The 17,217-nt window shown below is 72.4% G+C and carries 20 protein-coding genes; all 20 read right to left on the reverse strand.

The window, feature by feature from the left end:
- Positions 1-6: 6 nt before the first annotated feature.
- Entirely contained in the window at positions 7-2,076 is a 2,070-nt protein-coding gene (gene flhA / locus ACESMR_RS22690; RefSeq protein WP_373049420.1) for a flagellar biosynthesis protein FlhA, read from the reverse strand.
- Complete coding sequence (locus ACESMR_RS22695; RefSeq protein ID WP_373049421.1) at positions 2,076-3,125, reverse strand: flagellar biosynthesis protein FlhB; 1,050 nt, start codon at positions 3,123-3,125, stop codon at positions 2,076-2,078. Before ACESMR_RS22695 ends, flhA begins: the two co-directional genes overlap by 1 nt.
- Before the next feature lie 3 nt (positions 3,126-3,128).
- Complete coding sequence (locus tag ACESMR_RS22700) at positions 3,129-3,881, reverse strand: flagellar biosynthetic protein FliR (protein WP_373049422.1); 753 nt, start codon at positions 3,879-3,881, stop codon at positions 3,129-3,131.
- Positions 3,881-4,147 carry a flagellar biosynthetic protein FliQ gene (locus ACESMR_RS22705; RefSeq protein WP_373049423.1) on the reverse strand — a complete coding sequence of 89 codons (267 nt, stop codon included), beginning with the start codon at positions 4,145-4,147 and terminating at the stop codon, positions 3,881-3,883. Before ACESMR_RS22705 ends, ACESMR_RS22700 begins: the two co-directional genes overlap by 1 nt.
- Positions 4,144-4,830 carry a flagellar type III secretion system pore protein FliP gene (gene fliP, locus ACESMR_RS22710; RefSeq protein ID WP_373049424.1) on the reverse strand — a complete coding sequence of 229 codons (687 nt, stop codon included), beginning with the start codon at positions 4,828-4,830 and terminating at the stop codon, positions 4,144-4,146. The genes ACESMR_RS22705 and fliP overlap by 4 nt, the downstream gene beginning before the upstream one ends.
- Positions 4,827-5,303 (reverse strand): flagellar biosynthetic protein FliO, encoded by a 477-nt coding sequence (locus ACESMR_RS22715; RefSeq protein WP_373049425.1) that lies wholly within the window; start codon positions 5,301-5,303, stop codon positions 4,827-4,829. The genes fliP and ACESMR_RS22715 overlap by 4 nt, the downstream gene beginning before the upstream one ends.
- A 2-nt stretch (positions 5,304-5,305) precedes the next feature.
- Positions 5,306-5,602, reverse strand: coding sequence for a flagellar motor switch protein FliN (gene fliN, locus ACESMR_RS22720; protein WP_373049426.1), 297 nt, complete (start codon positions 5,600-5,602; stop codon positions 5,306-5,308).
- Complete coding sequence (locus ACESMR_RS22725) at positions 5,599-6,612, reverse strand: flagellar motor switch protein FliM (RefSeq protein ID WP_373049427.1); 1,014 nt, start codon at positions 6,610-6,612, stop codon at positions 5,599-5,601. Before ACESMR_RS22725 ends, fliN begins: the two co-directional genes overlap by 4 nt.
- A gap of 2 nt (positions 6,613-6,614) precedes the next feature.
- On the reverse strand, positions 6,615-7,079 hold the full coding sequence (gene fliL, locus ACESMR_RS22730) for a flagellar basal body-associated protein FliL (RefSeq protein WP_373049428.1): 465 nt from the start codon (positions 7,077-7,079) through the stop codon (positions 6,615-6,617).
- Between the two features lie 243 nt (positions 7,080-7,322).
- A complete protein-coding gene (locus tag ACESMR_RS22735; protein WP_373049429.1) occupies positions 7,323-8,099 on the reverse strand; it encodes a flagellar motor protein MotB in 777 nt (258 codons plus the stop codon).
- Positions 8,100-8,117: 18 nt separating this feature from the next.
- Positions 8,118-8,894 (reverse strand): flagellar motor protein, encoded by a 777-nt coding sequence (locus tag ACESMR_RS22740; RefSeq protein ID WP_373049430.1) that lies wholly within the window; start codon positions 8,892-8,894, stop codon positions 8,118-8,120.
- Between the two features lie 6 nt (positions 8,895-8,900).
- Positions 8,901-9,098 carry a flagellar FlbD family protein gene (locus tag ACESMR_RS22745; protein ID WP_373049431.1) on the reverse strand — a complete coding sequence of 66 codons (198 nt, stop codon included), beginning with the start codon at positions 9,096-9,098 and terminating at the stop codon, positions 8,901-8,903.
- 46 nt (positions 9,099-9,144) lie between these two features.
- Positions 9,145-10,404 carry a flagellar hook protein FlgE gene (locus ACESMR_RS22750; RefSeq protein ID WP_373049432.1) on the reverse strand — a complete coding sequence of 420 codons (1,260 nt, stop codon included), beginning with the start codon at positions 10,402-10,404 and terminating at the stop codon, positions 9,145-9,147.
- A 17-nt stretch (positions 10,405-10,421) separates the two neighbouring features.
- Positions 10,422-11,072, reverse strand: a complete 651-nt coding sequence (locus ACESMR_RS22755) for a flagellar hook assembly protein FlgD (RefSeq protein WP_373049433.1) — start codon at positions 11,070-11,072, stop codon at positions 10,422-10,424.
- Positions 11,073-11,076: 4 nt separating this feature from the next.
- Entirely contained in the window at positions 11,077-12,012 is a 936-nt protein-coding gene (locus ACESMR_RS22760) for a hypothetical protein (protein ID WP_373049434.1), read from the reverse strand.
- On the reverse strand, positions 12,009-12,515 hold the full coding sequence (locus ACESMR_RS22765; protein WP_373049435.1) for a hypothetical protein: 507 nt from the start codon (positions 12,513-12,515) through the stop codon (positions 12,009-12,011). Before ACESMR_RS22765 ends, ACESMR_RS22760 begins: the two co-directional genes overlap by 4 nt.
- A gap of 154 nt (positions 12,516-12,669) precedes the next feature.
- Entirely contained in the window at positions 12,670-13,992 is a 1,323-nt protein-coding gene (locus ACESMR_RS22770; RefSeq protein WP_373049436.1) for a FliI/YscN family ATPase, read from the reverse strand.
- Positions 13,989-14,621: a FliH/SctL family protein gene (locus tag ACESMR_RS22775; RefSeq protein ID WP_373049437.1), complete on the reverse strand. Its 633-nt coding sequence runs from the start codon at positions 14,619-14,621 to the stop codon at positions 13,989-13,991. The genes ACESMR_RS22770 and ACESMR_RS22775 overlap by 4 nt, the downstream gene beginning before the upstream one ends.
- Before the next feature lie 10 nt (positions 14,622-14,631).
- A complete protein-coding gene (locus ACESMR_RS22780; protein WP_373049438.1) occupies positions 14,632-15,642 on the reverse strand; it encodes a flagellar motor switch protein FliG in 1,011 nt (336 codons plus the stop codon).
- Entirely contained in the window at positions 15,635-17,212 is a 1,578-nt protein-coding gene (fliF, locus tag ACESMR_RS22785) for a flagellar basal-body MS-ring/collar protein FliF (protein ID WP_373049439.1), read from the reverse strand. The genes ACESMR_RS22780 and fliF overlap by 8 nt, the downstream gene beginning before the upstream one ends.
- Between the last annotated feature and the right edge of the window lie 5 nt (positions 17,213-17,217).

The raw sequence follows: 17,217 nt of genomic DNA on the forward strand, positions 1-17,217 counted from the left end.
CGGTCCTCAAGCGGCGCTCCTGCCGGGTAGCTGGATCTGCCCTGCAGGCTCGACCGCGGTGCCCGCGAGCAGCTCACGGGCGCTGATCACCTGCATGTCGGGGACGAAGCGGGAAACGAAGTCGAAGAGGGGCCGGCGGAGATCGGGTGGCGCGAGGAGCACCGGCGTCCTGCCTGCGGCGGCGAGAGTCGCCGCGTTGGATTCCAGGGCCTCGATGAGCTTGCGCGCGGTGGCGACGTCGGGTGCGAGGGCCGCCTCGCCGTCGGCGTTGCCGAGGGATGCCCGGAGGAGATCCTCGGTGGTGCGGTCGAGGGTGAGGGCGCGCACCTTCCCTGCCTCGTCGCGGAGCCTGCTGGTGATCTGGCGCGCGAGCCTGCGCCGCACCTGTTCGACCATCCAGGCGTTGTCCTTGCTGCGGGGTGCAGCGTCGGCGATCGCCTCGAGGATCGTGCGCATGTCCCGGACCGACAGACCCTCGCGCACCAGCGAGCGGATCACCCGCACCACCTCTCCGAGGGTGACGGTGCCGGGCACGACGTCCTCCACCAGCTTCGGTGCCTCCCTGGCGCAGGCGCCGAGCATCTCCTGCACCTCCTGCCTTCCCACGAGCTCGTGGGCATGGCGGCGGAGGAGCTCGCCGAGGTGGGTCGTCACCACCGAGGGGACGTCGACGAGGGTCAGGCCCATCGTCTCCGCCCGGGGGCGATCGCCGGCGCGGATCCAGATCGCGGGCAGGCCGAAGGCAGGTTCCCGACCGGCGATCCCCTCGATCGATGGGGTGCCGCCCCGCGGGTCGAGGGCCATGAGCCGGTCGGGCCACGCCTTGCCCGCGCCGATCTCCAGGCCCCGGAGCAGCACGCGGTACTCGTTGGCGTCGAGGCGCAGATCGTCCCGGAGGTGGATCGAAGGGAAGACCACCCCGAGCTCCTCGGCGAGCTTGCGCCGCAGGGCGGTGATCCTGCCCGGAAGCTCGCCGCCCTTCTCCACGTCGATCGACGCGAGGAGGCCGTAGCCCACCTGCAGCTCGAGGGCGTCGACCGCCAGGAGGTCCTGGATCCGATCGCCCGGCGGCGGCCCCTCCTGCTTCGAGGGGCGCGCCTGCCCCGCATCGGCTCGCGCCCTGGCGCGGCGGGCGAGGACGAGGGCGCCGGCAGCCAGCGAGCCGAAGGCGAGGAAGGGCAGGCCCGGCAGCAGCGCCAGCGCGCCGAGCACCGCGGCGGTGGAGTGGAGGACGCGCGGGTTGCCGAGGACCTGGCTGCCGACCTGGGTGCCGAGGTCGTCGCCGTCGGCTCTGGTGACCACGATGCCGGCAGCGGTGGAGACGAGGAGCGCCGGCATCTGGGAGACGAGCCCGTCGCCCACCGTGAGCAGGGTGTAGGTCTCTACCGCGCTGGCCAGGGAGAGGCCGTCGCGGAAGAGACCGGTGAGCAGGCCGCCGATCACGTTGATCACCGTGATGAAGAGGCCGGCGATGGCGTCGCCGCGGACGAATTTGCTGGCACCATCCATGGCGCCGAAGAACTCGGACTCCTGTTCGAGCCTGGTGCGGCGGGTCCGTGCCTCGCGGTCGTCGATGATCCCGGCTGCCAGATCGGCGTCGATCGCCATCTGCTTGCCGGGCATGGCGTCGAGGGTGAAGCGGGCCGCCACTTCCGAGACGCGTCCCGACCCCTTGGTGATCACCACGAAGTTGACCACGAGGAGGATCAGGAAGATCACCAGCCCCACCACCAGGCTGCCGCCCACGACGAACCTGCCGAAGGCCTCGATCACCCCGCCGGCGGCCCCTGCGCCCTTGCCTCCATCGAGCAGGATCAGCCGGGTCGTGGCGACGTTGAGCCCGAGGCGGAAGAGGGTGCTGATCAGCAGCAGCGACGGGAAGACGGAGAAGTCCAGGGGCTGCCGGATCCCCAGGGCCACGAGCAGCATCATCACCGAGATGCCCACGTTGAAGGCGAGCAGGCCGTCGAGGGCCGCCGCCGGTACCGGCAGGATCAGGATGGCCAGCACCGCCAGCACGGCCATGGCCGCGAGCGTCTCGCCCGTCCCCCTGGCGCCCTGCGCCGTGGCGGCCATCAGGCTGCTCCCCTGCGCAGTCGGTAGACGAAGGCGAGAATCGCGGCGACGGCCTTGTAGGTCTCCTCGGGGATCTCCTTGCCGACCTTGACCCGGCGGTAGAGGAGCCGGGCGAGCGGCACGTCCTCCACGATCGCCACCCCGTTGGCGCGGGCGATGTCTCGCATGATCTCCGCCAGTTGCCCCTTGCCCTTTGCCACCACCCGCGGCGCGCGATCGCTGCCACGCCGGTAGCGGATCGCCACCGCCACGTGGGTCGGATTGACGAGCAGCGCGTCCGCCTGCGGTACCTCCACCACGACGCGCGCCTTCGCCATCTCGCGGTGGCGGCGCCGGCGCTGCGAGCGGAGGAGCGGATCGCCCTCGTCTTCCTTGTGCTCTCGCTTGAGCTCGTCCCGGGTCATACGCATCCTGGCTGCGAAGCGTTGCCGTGCCACTGCAAGGTCCAGGCCCGCTGCTGCGACCAACGCCACCGCCAGCCAGGGAAGCGCGCGCACCAGCGGCGCGAAGGTCGCGCCGAGCAGCTCCCGTGGCGCCAGATGCAGCAGCCGTGGCAGCGTCAGGAAATCGTCGCGCAGCGCGAACCAGGCAGCTCCTCCTACCGCCAGCACCTTGACGCCGGCGAGGCCGAGGTCGGCGAGCACCTCGCGCGAGACGAGGCGGGTGAGCCTGGAGCCCTGCCAGAGCCGTTCCGGATCGGGGAGGGCGAGGTGGAGCCAGAACCTGCCGCGGGTCTGCAGCGCGCCGGCACCGACGGCAGCGAGCGCCACCGTGGCGCAGATCGAGGCGGCGGTGGTGACGGGCGCCACGACGAGAGGCAACAGCGCCGACGGGGATGTCCCGGCGAGCCCGGTGGCACCGGCGGCCACCAGCGCACCCAACTCGTCGAGCAGCGCCGGGGCGAAGAGGAGCAGGGCGCCGCATCCAGCCGCCAGAGCGGCGACGGCGGAGGCATCCCTGCCGATCGGGATCTGCCCCTTCTCTGCCGCTTGCTCGAGCCTGCGTTGCGAGGCCTGCTCGGTCTTGTCGTCCTTCTCTTCGTCGGCCATCGTTCAGCCGCTCCGGATCGCCACGAGCGCGGCCCGCGCCGCCGCATCGGCAGCTGCGGGCAGGACGAGGTAGAGCGCGGCGCCGCCGGCGAAGATGGCGATGGAGAAGCCGATGCTCGCCAGGTTGAGCTGCGGCGCGATCCTGCCGAGGAGCCCCAGGGCCAGGTGGCCACAGGTCACCGCGGCGAGTATGGGGAAGGCGAGGCGCACGGCCAGTGCGGTGCCGGCGAGACCGTGCACCACCACCGCGCCAGCGAGGGATCGGACGTCGATGCTGCTGCCCGGCGGAAAGGCGATTGCAGAGCGGGTGAGCCAGGCGAAGGCCTCGCGGTGGAGACCCAGCGCGACGGCGAAGGCGAGCGCGCCCATGGCGAAGAGCTGGCCGAGGGCGGTGGTGGAGGCGCCGCCCACCGGGTCGACGAGGGCGCCGTAGCCCAGACCCACCGAGAGCCCCGCCACCTGTCCCGCAGCCTGCGCGGCCTCGAGCACCAGCCGCGCGGCGAGGCCCGCAGCGAGGCCAACCACGGTCTCGGCGATCGCGGCGCCGGCGATGGCAACCAGATGATCCGGGAGTGCGACCGCCGGCATCCCCGCGCCGGCGAAAGCCGCAGCTGCAGCGACTAGCGCGAGGGCCATCCGGACGGTGACGGGGATGGTCCCCGCACCGAGGACCGGCACCGCGGCGATCAGCCCCGCGCTCCGGAAGAGCACGAGGCCGAAGCCGTAGAGAAGGGGCGCTCCCAGCACGTCCTGCATCAGAAGGGCCCCGCCATCCGCGCGACCGCCTCGGCGAAGTGGGCGGCGAGCCGCTCCGCCATCCAGCTCCCCAGGAACCAGCAGATCCCTGCTCCAGCAGCGAGGCGCGGGAGAAAGCCGACGGCGGGATCGTTGATCTGCGTCGCTGCCTGGAAGACACCGACGAGGAGGCCAGCCACCAGGAGCGCGGCGAAGATCGGGCCGCCGACCAGAAGTGCGATCTGCAGCCCCTCGCGGAGCAGCCCGCCGGCGAGCTCGGGCGTCACGTGAAACTCCGGACGAGCGACGAGACGACGAGGTGCCAGCCGTCCGCGAGGAGGAAGATGCCGAGCTTCACCGGAAGGGAGATCAGGTTGGGCGGCACCATCATCATCCCGAGCGACATGAGGATGGCCGCGACGATCAGGTCGACGAGGAGCAGGGGCACGTAGACGAGGAGGCCCATGCGAAAGGCCGTCGTGAGCTCCGAGACCATGAAGGCGGGAACCGCCACCGTGAGGGGGATCTCCTCCCCGCGGGCCGGACGCTCGGCTCCCGCAATCTCGTAGAAGAGCCGCAGGTCGTTCTCGCGGGTGTGGCGCAGGAGGAATTCGCGCAGCGGAACCGAGGCGCGTTCGAAGGCGGTGCCGGCGTCCATCGCGTCGGCGAGGTAGGGCCCGAGCCCGGCCTCGTAGACACGGGTGGCGGTGGGCGCCATCACGAACGCGGACAGGGCGAGGGCGAGTCCGATCAGGACCTGGTTCGGCGGGAGCTGCGGCGTGCCGAGTGCCTGCCGGAGGAAGGAGAGGACGATTACGATCCGGGTGAAGGAGGTGAGAGAGACGAGGATCGCCGCGGCGAAGGAGAGAAGCGTGAGGAGGAGGAAGAGCTTGACGGCGGTGGAGCCGCCGCCGTCCACCGTGAGCTGCAGCGCCGGTTCCGCGGCTGCAGCGAGGAGCGCCGCGCTCATCGCGGGCTCCTGGCCCTGCCGGCGGCGACCTTGCGGCGCAGCTCCTCGTCCTCCGCGCTCGTTGCGAGGAGCTCGTCGAACCCGGGCTTGCGGGCGAGTCCCAGCCTGGCGAGGGCCCCCGCCTGGCTCTGCTCCAGTTCCGGCGCCGCCTCCTGCCGTGGCGGCGCCGGCCTCGTGGCGAGGAGCTGGATCCCCGCTTCGCTGCTCCCGAGCACGAGGAGCTCCTCGCCGATCCTGCAGACCACGACGCTGCGCTTCGGACCGAGGGAAGCCGTTTCGACCACCTGGACGAGACGGCCCGGCGCGCCGCGGCGCCTCGCGAGGAGCAGTGCCACGCCGGCGAGCACGAGAAGGACGATCGCCGGCAGCGCGACGGCGCCGAATTCGGGGAAGGCCGCGGTGGCAAGCGCCGCCTCTTCTCCGATGGGCGGGGGTGCGCCGGCGACGAGCACGTTGGTGAGGAGGGTTCCCATCTTCAGCGCAGCCGGGCCAGCCGCTCGGCGGGGCTGGCGATGTCCGTGATCCGCACGCCGAACTTCTCGCCGACGACCACCGCTTCGCCTCTGGCGACGAGCCGATCGTTGACGAGGATGTCGAGGGGCTCCCCGGCGACCTTGTCGAGCTCGATCACGGCGCCGGGGCCCAGGCCGAGCAGATCCTGGATCGTCATCCGCGAGCGGCCGAGCTCCACTGCGATCTGCAGCGGCACATCGAGGAGGAGATCGAGCTTCTGGCTCATCGGTGGGAGATCTCGCCGCTCGTTCTCGTTCATGCTCTCTCCGTCGCAGCTTCGCTCGGCGCGATGCGATCGCCGGGCATCGCCTGCACGCCTTGCGCCAGCCGAACCGCCAGATTTCCGCCGCTCACGAGCGGCATGCCCACCAGCTTTTCCCGGCCCTCCACCAGCACCGGCAAGGGGCGGTTCTCCTCGCCGGAGAGTACGAGGACATCGCCGACCTGGAGCTCGAGGAGCCGCGCCAACGTCACCTCCGTGGCGCCGAGGCGGGCGCTGAGCTGGACCCGCACCGCCTGCAGTTCCTCGGCGAGGGCGCCGGCGAAACGCAGGTTCGTTCCCGGACCGAGGCCCGGCGGGGCGGCGAGGAGCTTCTTCGCCGGCTCCACCGCTGCCCAGGGGATCACCAACTGGATTCTGCCGGAGATCGGGCCGGCGATCTCGAAGGGGGCGAGGATCGCCACCTCGTTGGCGGGGCCGGGGAGGGAGAGGCGCGGATCGCTGTCCACCCGGACCACCTCCACCTGCAGGGGCAGGACCGCAGCCCACGCCTGGTTCATCGCTTCTGCGAGGAGGCCGAGGAGCCGCTGCAGGACCACGCGATCCACCGGCGTCAGCTCGCGACTCGCTGCCTGCGGCTGCTGCCGCGGCTTGCGATCGCCCAGCGCCGCAGCGAGCAGGGCGTCGGCGAGCCCCGCCTCGAGGACGGCGAGGGCCTTGCCCTGGCCACCCTGCAGCGAGAAGACGGCGGTGATCGCCGGTGGGGCGAGGAGGATCTGTACGTCGCCGAGCTTGAGCATCGAGGCCGGGGCGCTCGTCACCGTGAGGTCGAGGCGGGTCCGCCCCGAGAGCCCGGCGCCGAAGAGGGAGGCGACGCGCTCGTCGATCGAGTCGAGGGTGGGCATCTGCCCACGGATGATCCGGTCGCGGCTGGTGAGATCCCACGGAGAGACCCGCGCCTGCTGGGGAACCGGGGGCTGCGGCGCGACCCTTCCGTCGCTGATCGCGCTCATCAGCGCATCGAGCTCCTCGGCCTCGAGCACCGCCATGGCTACTGCACCACGAAGTCGGCGATGTAGACGGCGCGGACGGGCCTGCCGGGGAGCACCGTCTCCAACTCGCGAAGCATCGCTTCCTTCATCCGCTCCATGCCCTCGCTGCCGCGCATCTCCTCGAGCGTGCGATCGGCGAGCCAGGCGAGGAGCGCGTCCCGCAGCTTCGGCATGTAGGTGGTGACGGTCTCGCGCTCCTTCTCGCCGGCGAGCTCCAGCTCGAGGGTGAGGCGGGCGTAGCGATCCACCTCGGGGTTGCGCAGGTGCACCACGAAATCCGGCAGACGGACGATGGGACCCAGCGCCGGAGCGACAGGGGCCTGCGCCGCCGCGTCGGCGGACTCCTGCGGCGCCTTCTCCGCCACGTCGCTGCCGACTCCGCCCTGGCGGAGGAACAACGTCGCGAGCACGCCGGCGAGGAGCAGGGTGTTGAGGCCGAGAAGAAGGGGGACGAGCTTGTTCACGTGACGCTCCCGTGTTGGTCGCGTCCGTGAGCAAGGGACGTGCCTGCCCGCTGCCCCGGCAGAAGCAGACCGGGATCGTCAGGCCGCTGGCAGGTTCGTCAGGGGTCTGACGACGGCTCAGAGCCTGTGAAGAAATCGGTCCGGCAAGCGCCGGCCCGCTTTCTTCCCTCGCGCTTCGCGCGAGAAACGCTCCTTCTTGCGATCGCTTCGCCCTCGCCCCCTGAGAGTTTGTTTCACAAACTCTCAGGGGGCGAGGGCCTCGAGGGCGCTTCCGGGTGTGAGCTCGAGCACGAGGTCGACGCGACGGTTGGCATCCCGGCCGCCCTCGCTCTCGTTGGTGGCGACCGGCCGGCTCGCCCCATGGCCCACGGCGGCGAGGCGCGCCCCCGGGACCCCGTGGGCCGCCTCGAGATAGGTCACCACCGTCGATGCCCGCGCTGCGGAGAGATCCCAGTTGTTGCGGAACCTGCCGCCGCCGGTGGGGCGATCGTCGGTATGGCCCTCCACCCGGATCGGCAGGCCGGTGGGCGCCAGCTCCGCGGCGAGCGCGTCGAGGACCGCCATCGCTGCGGGATGGAGCAGGGCCTCGCCCGACTCGAAGAAGCGCGCGGCGGAGAGGCGCACCGTCAGGCGCCGGCCCTCGGCGTCGAGGAGGACGGCGGCGCCGTCCTGGTCCCGGAGCACGGGTCGCAGCTCCTTCTCGAGCTTCGCCCGGAGCTTCTGGGCCCGGGCCTTCTCGACACCGGTGAGACCGCCGCTGCCGGTGCCGGTGACGCCCATCGAGCCGCCGGTGGGTGGTCCCTGGAAGATGGGCAGCTTGTCGATGCCGCCGGTGCCTTCGAAATGCATGGCGAAGCGGATTGCGTTCGAGACCTGCACCAGGCGCTGGTTGTCGACGCTGCTCACCGCGTACATGACGACGAAGAAGGCGAAGAGCAGGGTGATGAAGTCGGCGTAGGAGACGAGCCAGCGCTCGTGGTTCTCGTGCTCCTCGTGGTGGTGCTTCTTCCTGCGGCCCAAGGGATCTCCGATCGCCCGCTACGCTGCGGCTGCTGGGGAAGGCGCTGGCGCGTGGGAGCCCGCCTGTGCCCGGAGCCGCTCCTCGAGGACGCGGGGGTTGAGGCCGTCCTGGATCGCGAGCACGCCCTCGGTGACGAGCAGCTTCCGGTCCCGCTCCAGCGCGAGCTTGCGCTTGAGCTTGTTGGCCATGGGCAGGAAGAGAAGGTTCGAGGCGCCCACGCCATAGACCGTCGCCACGAAGGCCACCGCGATGCCGCCTCCGAGCTTGGAGGGATCGGAGAGGTTCTCCATGACGTGGATGAGGCCGAGCACCGCGCCGAGGATGCCCACCGTGGGCGCGTAACCGCCCGCCGATTCGTAGACCTTGGCGCCGGCGACGCCCTCCTCGTAGCCCGCGTCGATCTCCGATTCGAGCGCGTCGCGCGCCACCTCGGGGTCGACGCCGTCCACGAGGAATTGGACCGCCTTGCGCAGGAACGAGTCGGAGATCCCGCCGAGCTTCGCCTCCAGGGCGAGGACGCCGTCCCGGCGGGCGACGCCTGCGAGCTCCACCAGCTCCTGGAGGAGCCTGCCGACGTCCTGCTTCGGTTCGGTGAAGGCGAGCTTCGCCATCTTCATGCCGCGGACGAAGTCGGCCTTCGGGGTGGCGACCATCACGGCGCCCAGCGTGCCGCCGAAGACGATGATCGCCGCGGTGATCTGGAGGATCGAACCGACGTGGCCGCCTTCGAGCGCCTGACCCGCGAGGATCGCCACGACCGCGATCACGAGGCCTGCCACCGTGGTGATGTCCATCGTCGCCTACCCTTCCCGCTGCGCTGCAGCGATCCGCCGCCGAAACGCCACCACCCGCTCGACCACTTCTTCGAGGGCCTCGCGCACCAGGATGCGCCCGCCGTTCGAGAGCGTCAGCATCGTGTCGGGGGTCCGCTCGACCGTGGCGACGAGATCGCTGTTCACGGCGATCTCGCGGCCGTCCAGCCTGGTGACGAGGATCATCTCCGCCACTCCTCGGCACGGAGCGTCGAAGTCTTAAGGGGCCGCCTCACCGCTTGAGCTGGATCAGGTCCGAGAGGAGCTGATCGGCCGTGGTGATCGTCTTCGAATTGGCCTGGAAGCCGCGCTGGGCGGTGATCATCCGCACGAACTCGGTGGCGAGGTCGACGTTCGACTGCTCCAGCGCGCCGGCGGCGATGGTTGCCCTGCCGCCGGAGCCGGGCGCGCCGATGGTGGGCTGGCCCGCCAGCGGTAGGAGGCCGAGGAGGTTGCCCCCGAGGCGCTCGAGCTGGTCGGGCGCTTCGAAGTTGGCCACCGCCACCTGGCCGAGAACGCGGCTCTGGCCGTTGGTGAAGGCGCCGACCACCCGGCCCTCGCGGTCGATGCTCACGCCGGTGAGCTCGCCGGCAGCGTAACCGTCCTGGCTGAGGAAGCTCACCGCGGAGGCGCCAGCGAACTGGGTGACGCCCTCGGTGGAGCCGGGGCTGCCGAAGTCGAATTGGAGCGCCTGCGGGCCGCTCGCACCCAACGGCGAGAAGCTGGACTGCTGGGTGGAGGCGGTGAGGGCGCCGTCGCTGTCGAAGGTGAGGGTGCCCGAGGCGACCTCGGTGGGCGTGCCGGCGGTGCCGCCATCCAGCCCGCCGCCGTCGGTCACCGCATGCCACTCCCAGTCGCCGGCGCCGTTCTTGCGGAAGTAGACTTCGAGCTGGTGGGCGCGGCCGAGAGAGTCGTAGGCGGTCACGCTGGTGCTGAAGTTGGAGGTGGCGCCTGCCTGTGCCACGTCCCAGGGACCGACCAGCTCCGCGTCCGCGTGCAGGTTGGCCCGCAGGGTGATCGATTCGGTGGCGCGCGGCGGGGAGGAGACGTCGCCGACCGCCAGGTCGCCGAGGCCGCCGCCCACCGTGCCGGCGCCGTCGGCGGCGTAGCCCTGCACCCGCAGCCCTTCGAGGTTCACGAGGTAGCCGTCGGCGTCGATGGTGAACTGGCCGGCGCGGGTGAAGAACGAGCCCTCGCGGCCCGCGTGGCTGCCGCTCACCACGAAGAAGCCCGGGCCCTGGAGGGCGAGGTCGGTGGCCAGGCCGGTGGTGAGAAGCGCGCCCTGGCTGAGGATGCGCTGTACCGCCTGGAGCTTGACGCCGAGGCCGGTGCCGACGCCCCCGATCATGCTCTGGGCGAGGGCCTCCTCGAATGCGACGCGGCCTCCCTTGAAACCGATGGTGTTGGCGTTGGCGATGTTGTCGCCGATCACGCCGAGCTCGAGACTGTTCGCGGCCAGGCCGGTGACGCCGGTGTAGAGCGAGGAGATCATCTGCGAATCCTTCCAGATCAGGCGGTGTGCAATTCGACGATTTCGGAGAGCTTGATGCGGGTCGTTCCGATCAGCAGTTCGGGGAAGCCGTTCTCGAAGGAGACGCCGTGGGCGACACCCCTGGCGTGCTGCTCCACGGGGACGCTGGCGCCATCCGTGTCGGCGGCGACGATCTTCACCCCGTAGGACCCGGGCGGCAGAAGCGTGCCGCCGTCGTCCCTGCCGTCCCAGGCGACGTCGAGCGGACCTTCGGCTGCTGCGCCGAGGCGCAGGGTACGCACGGTGTTTCCTGCTTCGTCCTGGATCGTTACGGTGACGCTGGCAGCTGGTGCGTCGAGGTTCGCCACCACGGTGGCGCCGCTCTCGCCGAGCTGGATCTCGTCTGTGCGGTAGAGCACCTCCCTGCCGACGAGGCCTGCCGCCGCGGTCTGGTTGTTGGCGGCCTGCGCGACGAGGAGTGCGTCGAGGCGTCCCTCTACCCCCTGGAGGAGCTCGACGTTGGCGAACTGCGCCAGCTGGGCCACGAAATCCTTGCTGTCCATCGGGGCGGTCGGATCCTGGTTGCTCAGCTGCGTCACCAGCAGCTTCACGAACTCGTCCTTGCCCAGGCTGTTCTTCGACTCGGCGGCGCCGCCGGTGGAGCTGGCGCCGATCGCGCTGGCGTTCATCGTTTCAGGCCTTCACGTGGAGGCGGCCGTGCCGCGCTGGGGAGGAGGATGGTGGCGGAGGAGCGGGTGGCTCGCGGTGGAGGGGACCCTCGCCGCTCGACGGCGGGTCGCGCTCGTGCTGCGGGGCGGCGCCACCGCCGGAGCCCGATCCGGATCGGGGATCGCTCCCCGTCTCGAGGGTACCGAGCCGGAGGCCTTCGGCGGCGAGGGCCACGCGGAGGTCGCCGCTGTGGGTGGCGAGGAGGTGCGCCGCGGGACCGGCTGCGCGGAGATCGGCGGCGCCGTCGCGCACCTCGATCCGCACCGAGAGCGCGCCGCTCTCACCGGTATCGAGGTGGAGACGGGTGCCGGCTTCGCCCAGGACGAGGAGGCCGGATCCTTCGGGCTGCTGCGGCGGCGGGAGAGGTGCGGTGAAGCGCACCTGCTGCGGGGCTGCGGGCTCGGAAGCGGTGGGGGCGGCGGCGAGACGGAGATCGAGCGCCGGCGCCCGCTCCTCCACGGCCGGGGGGGCCGGTTCCTCTGGTGGTGGCGGGGCGACGACGGACTCGTGGGACTGTCGTGGGGGCGGCACGTCGAGCGCCCGGGCCATCCTCTCGAGTCGCGCGCCGACGTGGCGCTGGACGGTTGCGGGAAGCGGCGCTGCTGGAGGCTGCGGGGCGCGCACCTGCGCCGGCTGGGGCGAGCCTGCAACGATGGCCTCGATGGCCGCGGGCACGACCTGCACCACGGCGCCTGCCGCCATGGCGAACGGGGGGAAGGCGGGCGCCTCGGGCGCCTCGCATTCCCGAGCGCCGCTGCGGGGACGCGACGCGGCGGGCGCTACGCCGGCGGTCTCGAGGCGTGCCGGCGTGGCGGCCTCCTCGACGGCGAAGGGCGCGCATCCCGGGCGATCGGCCACCAACGCGGCGAGGCACGGCAACCTGGCCTGCACGATCTTCACTTCGAAACCTCCGCCGCCGGCACCGGCACCGGCAGCTGCGCCAGCGCGGCGAGCAGTTGTGCCGCCTGCGCAGGTTCCATCCGTCCGAGCACGCCACCGGCGTCCGCCGGTCGCATCCTGGCGAGGACCCGCACCGCAAGCGCGCTCTCCAGGCGTGCCAGCACCAGCGCCGCCTGCTCGGCGCGCATGCCCCGGACCGCTCGGGCCAGAAGCTCGATCCGCTCCTCCGGGGGCGGCTCGCCGCTGCTGGCTGGCGCGGTTGCCGGGCGCGTTTCCTGCTGGCCCGCCTGCAGGCGCGCCTCGAGACGGGCGGTCTCCTCGCGAAGTGCCTTGCGAGCGGTTTCGATCTCCGTTGCGAGCTTCTGGAGGCGCACCCGCTCCGAGGCAAGGGCGGCCCGCTCCCGCTGCAGCGCCTTCCGCGCCTCATCTTGCCGGCGCGTCGCGGCGCGCAGCTCGTCGCGCAGGCTCGGCTCGCCTGCTGGCGTCGCCGGCGGTGCCTGCACCTCGGACCTCGGCGACGCAGCCCCGGGCCCTGGCGGCGCAACCGCTGGCTCGGGCGTCACGGGGGCGGTGGGCGGGCTGGGTGCCACCGGCGAAGCGGGGGGGGCCGCCAGGCCAACGACAGGCTGCAGCAGAACCGACGCCAGGAGGATCGCCTCAAGCACGATCGCCCTCCACCACGCGAGCGAGTTGCGCCAGCGCCTGCGCAGGCGGTGTCGCCTCGTCGGGCGCCTGGCGCAGAAAGGCCCGCAACGGCCCGATCCGCTCGATCGCCCGGTCCACCGCTGCATTGGAGCCCGCCACGTATGCCCCCACGTCGATCAGGTCGGCGGCTTCCGCATGGTTTGCGAGGATCCGCCGGGCCGCAGCCGCCGCAGCGAGGTGGGGCGCGGGGACCACGTCGCTCATCACCCGGCTCACGCTGGCCAGCGGATCGATCGCGGGGAAATGGCCTGCGCCCGCGAGCTTGCGGGAGAGCGCCAGGTGCCCGTCGAGGATGGAACGCGCAGCATCGACCACGGGGTCGGCGAGATCGTCACCCTCCGCGAGGACGGTGTAGAGACCGGTGATGCTACCCGTGCCGCGGTCGTTCCCGGCGCGCTCGAGGATTGCCGGCAGCAGCGCGAAGACCGAGGGCGGATAGCCCTTCGTGGTGGGTGGCTCACCTGCCGCAAGGCCGATCTCCCGCTGCGCCATCGCCACGCGGGTGAGGGAGTCCAGGAGGAGCAGCACCTTCCTGCCCCTGCTGCGGAAATGCTCCGCCACCGCAGTGGCGGACATGGCGGCGCGGACGCGGACGAGGGGCGCCTCGTCGCTGGTGGCCACCACGACCACCGCCCGGGCGAGGCCCTCGGCGCCGAGATCGCGCTCCACGAACTCGCGCACCTCGCGCCCGCGCTCGCCGACCAGACCCACCACGATCACGTCGGCGGCGCTGCTGCGGGCGAGCATGCCGAGGAGCACGCTCTTGCCTACGCCGGCTCCGGCGAGGATCCCCATCCGCTGTCCCTCGCCGAGGGTGAGGAGCCCGTCGATGGCGCGGACGCCGGTGGGCAGCGGGGCTGCGATGCGCCGGCGCTCCATCGCCGCTGGAGGCGCCGCGTGGATCGGGACGCGCGCGCGGAGAAGCGGCACCGGGCCCCCGTCCAGCGGCCGCATCGCCGCATCGACGACCCGCCCCAGCAGCCCATCGCCCACCGGGAGGTCGGCGGCCCTGCTGCGCGGCACCACGGCGCAGCCCTCGCAGATCCCCTGCATGGCCCCCAGGGGCATGAGCAGCGCCGTGCCGCCGGCGAAGCCGACCACCTCTGCAGCCACCGTTCTCCCCTCCGTCCGGATCTCGCAGGCGGTTCCCACCGCGACCCGGGGCAGCGAGGCCTCGATGAGGAGCCCCGTGGCGCGGCGTACCTTGCCCTCGACGGGAAGGGGCTCCGTCTCCGCGAGGGCCTGCGCGAGCCGTCCGAGATCCAGGAGGCTCATCCCTCCTCCTCGAGGAGGGCCTGCTCCGCGCTGCGCCGCAACTCCGCGAGGCGGGTGGAGAGCCTGCCGTCGACCTGGGCGACGCCGGTGTCGACGACGCAATCGCCTCGCTGCAGCGACGAGTCTGGCTCGAGGCGCAGCTGCGCCACCGACAGGCCCGCCTGCGTGCCGGCTGCTTCGACCGCCGCGAGATCCGTGGGGTGGAGGCGCAGGGTCAGGGAGCGGCTCTCACCAGCGCGCCGGATGGCGGAACGGATCAGGGCGAAGAGAGGCTCGGGACTGGTGGCGAGCTCGCGCTCGAGCACGCGGCGCGCTACCTGGAAGCCGATCTCCAGGGCGTCGGACCGTGCCTGCGCCGCAAGCCAATCGCCCTGCTGGCGAAGCGCGGCGATCGCCGCCTCGTAGCGGGCGATCAGCTCTGCCGGCGGATCCGGGGGCGCCGGGGGCGCAGGAGGCGGAGCCACGGGCTCCGCTGGCGGCGCAGGAGCTGGTGCGGGCACCGAGAGCGCTGCCTCCGCCTCCGCCTCCTCCTCCTCGGCGAGGAAGGGCGGGGTCTGCGCGGAACGAGGCGAGACGCCGCGGAGGAAGCCGGGAGGGCGGAGCTGGTTTCGAACGGCGGCATGCGACACGACGCGGCTCCTAGATCAGCTTGTCCGCTGGGGAAACGAGGGTGATGCGGCCGGTGCCGGCGAGCTCGAGGGCCGCTGCGACCAGCTCGGCCTGGGCCGCCTCGACCAGCGCGACGCGAACCGGCCCCATCGCCTCGAGGTCCTCCCGGACCGCCTCCGCGGCCCGACTCGACATATTCCGCAGCACCTTCTCCCGAAGCTCCGTGGTGGCCCCCTTGAGCGCGACGGCGAGCCTGCCCGCGTCGATCTCCTTGAGCAGCTGCTGGATGTCGCGATCGCCCAGGCTGGAGAGATCCTCGAAGGTAAAGAGGCGGGTTCGAAGATCCGCTGCAAGCGCCGGATCGCTCTCCTCGATTGCCGCGACCACCTCGGCCTGCCGATCGGCGGAGGTGCGGCGCAGGATCTCGAGCGCTGCGGCCTTGCCATCCACCTTGCGCATCCCGCCGGCGACGATCGCCTGCAGCTCGGAGGCGAGAGCGCGTCCCACCTCGCGCAGCAGTTCGGGCGCCACCGATTCCACCACCGCCATGCGCCGCACGATCTCGCCGCGGCGCTCCTGCGGCACGTGCTCCATCACGGCCACGGCGCGCTCCGCATCGATCGCGGATAGCACGAGCGCGACGGTCTGCGGCTGCTCACGGGCGAGGACCATGGCCAGCGCCTCGGGGTCGGCGTGGACGATGGGGCCCAGCACCTCCTCCGGCTCCCGGGGCACGGCCCCCGGCTCGAAGGCACGGCGGGCGCGCTCCGGCCCAAGCGCCCGGGCGGCGAAGTCCCGAAGCAGCTCGTCGCCTGCCAGCGCCTCGCCGCTCGGGCCCTCCATCAACTCGACGAAGGTGCGCAGCGCGCCGCTCTGCTCGCCGTTCGGCGCACGCCGGAGATCGCGCGCCCCCCGGGCCAGCTCGCGGACGTCGGCTTCGCCGAGGAGCTGGAAGACCTCGCTCGCCACCTCGGGGCCGAGACCGAGGAGGACCGAAGCGGCGCGGCGCGCGCCGGCGCCTGCTGCAAGGGGATCAGCCATTCTTCTCTCCCTCTGGCGCTGCATCGGCGGCGAGCCAGGCCCGGATCAGATACGCGGCGCGCGCCGGGTCGCGGCTGGCGAGTTCGCGGGCCCGCTCCCGCACCGCAGCCTCGGGGTCGGCGAGGGCGGGGCGTCGCGGGGCTTCGAGGCCCTGCGCCTGCTCCCCTTCGATCTCCGCGACGGTCGCGCCCGTGCGGAGCACCGGCTGCGCCGGCTGGGCCTGGCGGCGTCCGCGCAGGGCGAGAACGGTGAGCATGGGCAGGGCGAGCAGCGCCGCAGCTCCAGCCCCCCAGGCCCAGGGCGGAAGCGGCGAGGCCGCCGCCACTGCAGGCGCCGCCTCGTCGACCGCATCCGCCGACCTGCCGAAGACCACGCTGCTGATCTCGAAGTCGTCGCCCCGGGCCGCGTCGAAACCCACCGCCCGCTTCGCCAGCTCGCCCAGGCGCGCCAGCTCGGCGTCGGAGCGGGGGGCGCCGTCGGCGCCGTCGACGAGGATCGCCAGGGAGAGCCGCTCGAGCCGCGGGCCCTTCGCGACGGTCTGGGTGGTCGTCTGGCTGATCTCGAAGTTCCGGATTTCGTCTTCCGAGTCGGAGCTGCTCCGCTGGCCGCTCGCGACCGTCGCCGCCGCTGCCAGGGGATCGTTCGCCGCGGCGCCGGCTACGCCGCCCCCGTCCCTGCTCCCTGCGTCACGGCGCTGCACCGTCCGGCGCTCGCTGCGCAGGGTCGCGGTGTCGGGGTCGTAGACGACGCGGCGGGTGTTCACCTCGCTGCTGTCCATCGTCACGTTGACCCGGGCGACCACTGCGCCGGCGCCGACGGCAGGCTCGAGGAGCCCGACCACGCGGCTCTCGAGCTCCTGCTCGAGGCGGCGCTGGCCGCTCGAGACCACCGCTGCGGCGTCGTCCGCCGCGGAGAGCACCAGTCCCGTCCCGTCGACGACCGTGACGTTGGCGGCGAGTAGTCCGGGGACCGCGGCGGCGACCAGATGCTGCACGCCGGCGATCTCCCGCTCCCCGAGGATGCGCCCGGCGCGGAGGTTGAGGACCACCGACGCCGTCGCGGCCCGATCCTCGTCGCGGTAGAGGCCGCGCTCGGCGAGGGTCAGGTGCACGCGGGCCGAACGCACGGCGGCGAGGCTTCCGATGGTGCGCGCCAGCTCCCCCTCGATCGCCCGGCGCAAGTTCACCCGCTGGGTGAACTCGGAGATCCCGAGGTCGCCCCGGTCGAAGAGCTCGAAGCCGACGCCGCCGCCCCGGGGAAGCCCCGCTGCGGCGAGGAGCAGCCGGACGTCGTAGACCTTTGCCGCGGGAACCGAGAGGGCGGTGCCGTCTGCCTCCAGTCGAAACGGGATCCCCGCTGCCTGGAGCTGCGCCGTCACCTCGGCGCCGTCCTCCGGCGCGAGGTTGGTGAAGGCATAGCGGAAGTCGTCGCCGCCGCTCTGCGCGACGGCAACGCCGATCGCCACTGCTGCGGCGAGGCCGAGGGCGCCGAGGAGCAGGAGACGGGTGGGACCGGGGAGCGTCCGGAGGCGGGCGGGCAGCGCCCGCAGCTGGCGAAGGAGGGCTTCCATGCTTT

The sequence above is a fragment of the Vulgatibacter sp. genome, assembly GCF_041687135.1.
GTDB lineage: Bacteria > Myxococcota > Myxococcia > Myxococcales > Vulgatibacteraceae > JAWLCN01.

What these genes read in the sequence shown, in the direction of transcription:
- ACESMR_RS22780 (WP_373049438.1), bottom strand. Translation starts at nt 15,642, where the DNA reads ATGGCTGATCCCCTTGCAGCAGGCGCCGGCGCGCGCCGCGCCGCTTCG.
- flhA (WP_373049420.1), bottom strand. Translation starts at nt 2,076, where the DNA reads ATGGCCGCCACGGCGCAGGGCGCCAGGGGGACGGGCGAGACGCTCGCG.
- ACESMR_RS22750 (WP_373049432.1), bottom strand. Translation starts at nt 10,404, where the DNA reads ATGATCTCCTCGCTCTACACCGGCGTCACCGGCCTGGCCGCGAACAGT.
- ACESMR_RS22725 (WP_373049427.1), bottom strand. Translation starts at nt 6,612, where the DNA reads ATGGCGGTGCTCGAGGCCGAGGAGCTCGATGCGCTGATGAGCGCGATC.
- ACESMR_RS22695 (WP_373049421.1), bottom strand. Translation starts at nt 3,125, where the DNA reads ATGGCCGACGAAGAGAAGGACGACAAGACCGAGCAGGCCTCGCAACGC.
- ACESMR_RS22770 (WP_373049436.1), bottom strand. Translation starts at nt 13,992, where the DNA reads ATGAGCCTCCTGGATCTCGGACGGCTCGCGCAGGCCCTCGCGGAGACG.
- fliN (WP_373049426.1), bottom strand. Translation starts at nt 5,602, where the DNA reads ATGAACGAGAACGAGCGGCGAGATCTCCCACCGATGAGCCAGAAGCTC.
- ACESMR_RS22715 (WP_373049425.1), bottom strand. Translation starts at nt 5,303, where the DNA reads ATGGGAACCCTCCTCACCAACGTGCTCGTCGCCGGCGCACCCCCGCCC.
- fliP (WP_373049424.1), bottom strand. Translation starts at nt 4,830, where the DNA reads ATGAGCGCGGCGCTCCTCGCTGCAGCCGCGGAACCGGCGCTGCAGCTC.
- ACESMR_RS22755 (WP_373049433.1), bottom strand. Translation starts at nt 11,072, where the DNA reads ATGAACGCCAGCGCGATCGGCGCCAGCTCCACCGGCGGCGCCGCCGAG.
- ACESMR_RS22745 (WP_373049431.1), bottom strand. Translation starts at nt 9,098, where the DNA reads ATGATCCTCGTCACCAGGCTGGACGGCCGCGAGATCGCCGTGAACAGC.
- ACESMR_RS22700 (WP_373049422.1), bottom strand. Translation starts at nt 3,881, where the DNA reads ATGCAGGACGTGCTGGGAGCGCCCCTTCTCTACGGCTTCGGCCTCGTG.
- fliF (WP_373049439.1), bottom strand. Translation starts at nt 17,212, where the DNA reads ATGGAAGCCCTCCTTCGCCAGCTGCGGGCGCTGCCCGCCCGCCTCCGG.
- ACESMR_RS22740 (WP_373049430.1), bottom strand. Translation starts at nt 8,894, where the DNA reads ATGGACATCACCACGGTGGCAGGCCTCGTGATCGCGGTCGTGGCGATC.